Origin of the sequence: Mycobacterium sp. (assembly GCF_039583785.1) — a bacterium.
GTDB lineage: Bacteria > Actinomycetota > Actinomycetes > Mycobacteriales > Mycobacteriaceae > Mycobacterium.
The window spans coordinates 1-3,303 of record NZ_JAVKSG010000156.1 but is presented as its reverse complement, the minus strand read 5'-3'; the positions used below and the strand labels follow the sequence as shown (position 1 = coordinate 3,303).

The following is a 3,303-nucleotide window of genomic DNA, read 5'->3' as shown; positions in this document are numbered from 1 at the left end:
TTACGAATACTATTATTTATTTCATTTAATATTTTGATGATATCATTTAAAGAAAAACTCATATAAATATATTACACGCTGCAATTTTAATCCTTATTTTTTTTATTTTTATATTTTGTTTCTTTTTTCTTCAATTTTACTTGTACTTTTGTTTTAGTATTAGAAGTAATATAATCATATAATAGATATCCAGATTTTTGTATTTGTTCGGTGACATATGTTGTAGAGCCATTAATTTCAAAAAGAGCCGGATTTGCTTCTTTTATGTAATTAATAATGGGTTTTGGATTGTCAAAAAGATATTTTAATTGACCCCAGTATACCCGTATTAAAGGCTTTATTATTTTATAGGTTTCTTCATAGTCTTTAATTCTTGATAATACACCATATGATACGTCAATATTATATTTTACGGCATATCTCATCTCTTCTTTATTATATTTATTTATTTCGGAAGCAAATAATGGTATTATTGTATCTATAATATCCATTTACATCACATTTTTATACCGGCTGTAAAATTACCTTTGAGTTCCTTTTTTTCTTTCTTTTCTTCAGGCTGTTTTGGTGGTATTTTTTCTTCTTTTACCTCTCTTTTTGCTTCCTCTTTTACATCAGTTAAGAAGGTAGTTTCATTTTCATCGATGATATTTTCCTCTTCTTCATCGTTATTTTCTTCAACATCGTCTTCAAGAGTTTCTTCGGAAGGTATATCATCAAATGTTTTTTGAGTTTTATTTAATTCATAATCTCTTGCTTTAATCATTGCATCCCACTGTTCATCAAGTTTAGGATTTTGTATCAATGCCTGTTTTACAAATTCTTTAGTAATGGGCTTATTGTTAGTATCTACTATATCATCTTTATACCTGTTATAAAGCCTTTCTGCTTCTCTATCAACATCCCATAGATTATTTCTCTCTGGTGGCTTTAGTGCTGGAACTGTATTGCTAACTATGTTTGAAACCGTGTCAAGGATGTATTTAAGGTCTACCTTGCCTTTTTCTGATGGTGCTGGCATAAGACCCATCTTCTTTGTCATTTCGGAAAATTTATTTAGAGTTTCTGTAGACTGTTGCAATTTTTCCATCCATTCAGCATCTCCTTTATTTTCATTTATTTTCCGTACTACTTCAGTTAACATTTTCTGTGTTTCTTCATTATGCTCTTTTAATTTTTCAAGTTCTCTCTGATGCATTTCATCTTTAAGTTTATCTACTTTATCATTATTGCCGCTTATTAATTCTGCATAGTTTTTAAGAATATCTATCGGGTCTTTGTTGTCAGATTTTAACACGGGTATTAATATTTTTAATAGTTCATTATCATTTTTTCCACTGTTGCCTATCAGTGACTGAAGCAGTACTTTCAGTATTTCTGAATTAGTATCAGAATTATTATTATTTTTTGTTTCTTTCAGTTCTCTTAATTCGTTTTTAAATTCTTCTTTCATTTCTCTTATTTCTCTTTCAAGGATGTCTTCTTTATTATTTTTTTCAGGTGGTTTCATCATGTTCATAGCACTTTGCAAGGCAATTAAGTCATATAATCTATCTATTCCACCGTTTCCTTTAGAATTTAAAAATAGTGGAAGCATAGATAAGAAACTGTTATTATCACTACCTTTAGACTGCATGTTATTTAAAAGTTCATATAATTTATCATTGTCATTTTCTTTAGGTTTTACTATTTTTCCTAAAATGTTTTCTATAGTTGACTTATCTATTTTTTCTGACATAATATGATATTATTTAAGAGTATAAATATACCTTATATCATAAGATTTCATATTTAACTGGAAAAATATTAATACCGTCATATTGCCAGCGGCTTGTATACATATAACCATTGCCATTGCGTGTAAAATGAATTATTATAGTTGTATTACTATTATTATTAATTATTTCTGTATATATATCATTTGCATAATTATAATGAAATTTATTTTTAGCAAAATATACTATTTTTCCATTCTTTATATAAGGAAAATAGTCTAAAGCACTTGTTCCAGAATTGCGTGGAGATAGTTCTAACGTTAGTTTATCTGCTGGAACATAAGTACAATTAGGTTTTAGTTTCCAAACTACCTCTTCATCTATAAATTGTAAACTGAATTTATGAAAATATTTAGAAGCGTTTTTATAATCAACTCCTTCTGCTATATAATTATCTATTTTATTATATGGCTGTATAAGATATTTATCAAAGTCTTCTACATCGTCTTTTTCGTTAGTAGAAAAAGAATTATTATCTTTTAGATTTTCTATTTTTACACTAAATTTAGAATTTAATTTTTCAAATGCTTTATTATAATAGTCTTGAATATCTTTATAAAATTTTTTATTTATTTTTTGCATTAATATTTCGTGTAAAATCTCTAAATTATCTGTGTTTGACAAACTATTATATAAATTTTCTATAGAAAATAAAAATAACTTATCAGATATTTTTCCTGAATTATATGCATCTACTAATTCGTTTATTTCATCAATGTTCATAATATAATATCACTTTAATGAATAAAAATATATTATATATTTATTATGCTGCTATAGCTATTATAGGAGCAAGTGCAAGTACATTAGTTCCTATTATAGTAAGAGCAGCTGCTATAATAGCATAAACACCTAAAGCCGTTATACCTATTATTCCTGCGTCTATAAGTCCACTTATAAATTTTGCATATATATTATTTACATTATATGTTTGTGAATTAGCAAAGGTAGTTATTGTATTTAATCCGTTTCCACTGTTTACCCAAGCGCTGTTAATTTCGTTTTTATCTACCATATCATTAAGTATAGCAGATGCTACAGCATTACCATTATCATATGGTGTTTGTGGTGGCTTTTTACCTTTCTTACCTTTCCAATATTTATTTTTCAATAGTCTATATACTGTTTCAGAAACAACTCCTGCAACAGCAATTTCAAGAATAGCTGATACTACATCTTGAAAATTCATACTATACTTCTTTATGATAGGCGTCATACACTTATCTATAACATCTTTTTCTTGATTTAATATATCATTTAAATTGTTTATTTGTGTTGTACTCATGGCTACATTTTCTGCATTATCACTTTGTATATATTTCTGAAAAAGAGTTACATATTCGCTTTCTAATGCACTCATTTGCTGTTGGCATCCTTTTAATTCATTTATACACGTAGTACTTCCGTGACAGCCGGCATTTGGATTAGGAAGACTAATACCCGAAATTGCTTTGTATATACCATATCCTGTTAATGCAAATAAGGACGTAATTCCTACACCTATTCCTATTTTTTCAGTATTGTTCAT

At 27.3% G+C, this 3,303-nt stretch carries 4 protein-coding genes; all 4 read right to left on the bottom strand.

The genetic code is table 11. The annotated features are described in order from the left end of the window. Window positions 1-86: 86 nt before the first annotated feature. On the bottom strand, window positions 87-491 hold the full coding sequence (locus ABDV69_RS20780; protein WP_343577682.1) for a hypothetical protein: 405 nt from the start codon (window positions 489-491) through the stop codon (window positions 87-89). A 5-nt stretch (window positions 492-496) separates the two neighbouring features. After that, a complete protein-coding gene (locus ABDV69_RS20775; protein WP_343577681.1) occupies window positions 497-1,738 on the bottom strand; it encodes a hypothetical protein in 1,242 nt (413 codons plus the stop codon). A 37-nt stretch (window positions 1,739-1,775) separates the two neighbouring features. Beyond that, window positions 1,776-2,498 carry a hypothetical protein gene (locus ABDV69_RS20770; protein ID WP_343577679.1) on the bottom strand — a complete coding sequence of 241 codons (723 nt, stop codon included), beginning with the start codon at window positions 2,496-2,498 and terminating at the stop codon, window positions 1,776-1,778. A 43-nt stretch (window positions 2,499-2,541) separates the two neighbouring features. Next, on the bottom strand, window positions 2,542-3,303 hold a 762-nt coding region (locus ABDV69_RS20765), incomplete at its 5' end, for a hypothetical protein (protein WP_343577677.1).

Coding starts and splice junctions, on each gene's coding strand:
- ABDV69_RS20780 (WP_343577682.1), bottom strand. CDS start 491: ATGGATATTATAGATACAATAATACCATTATTTGCTTCCGAAATAAAT.
- ABDV69_RS20775 (WP_343577681.1), bottom strand. CDS start 1,738: ATGTCAGAAAAAATAGATAAGTCAACTATAGAAAACATTTTAGGAAAA.
- ABDV69_RS20770 (WP_343577679.1), bottom strand. CDS start 2,498: ATGAACATTGATGAAATAAACGAATTAGTAGATGCATATAATTCAGGA.